The 494-nt window shown below is 69.4% G+C and carries 1 protein-coding gene; it reads left to right on the forward strand.

Features of this window, described 5'->3' with window-relative positions; all coding sequences use genetic code 11:
- Window positions 1-494, forward strand: a 494-nt coding sequence (locus KUM40_RS27480; RefSeq protein ID WP_217168889.1) for an acyltransferase domain-containing protein, incomplete at both ends; no start/stop codon positions are given.

The raw sequence follows: 494 nt of genomic DNA on the forward strand, positions 1-494 counted from the left end.
CTGCTGAACCGGACGGTGTTTGCGCAGGCGGGGTTGTTTGCGGTGGAGACGGCGTTGTTCCGGCTGGTGGAGTCCTGGGGTGTGCGTCCCGACTTCGTGGCGGGGCATTCGATTGGTGAGGTGACCGCTGCGCATGTGGCGGGGGTGCTGTCCCTGGAGGACGCGTCCGTGTTGGTGGCGGCGCGTGGCCGGCTGATGGATGCGCTGCCGGAGGGCGGGGCGATGCTGGCCGTCGAGGCCACCGAGGCGGAGGTGCTGCCGGTGCTGTCCGACGGTGTCGGGATCGCCGCGGTCAACGGGCCCACGTCTGTGGTGGTGTCCGGCACCGAGGCCGGTGTCGACACGGTCGCTGAGCACTTCACCACGCTGGGTCGGCGGGTGTCCCGGCTGCGGGTGTCGCATGCGTTTCATTCGCTGTTGATGGAGCCGATGCTGGAGGAGTTCCGTGGGGTGGTGGCGTCGCTGTCGTATGCGGAGCCGTCCCTGCCCGTCGT

The sequence above is a fragment of the Streptomyces sp. AC512_CC834 genome, assembly GCF_019049325.1.
Classification (GTDB): Bacteria; Actinomycetota; Actinomycetes; order Streptomycetales; family Streptomycetaceae; genus Streptomyces.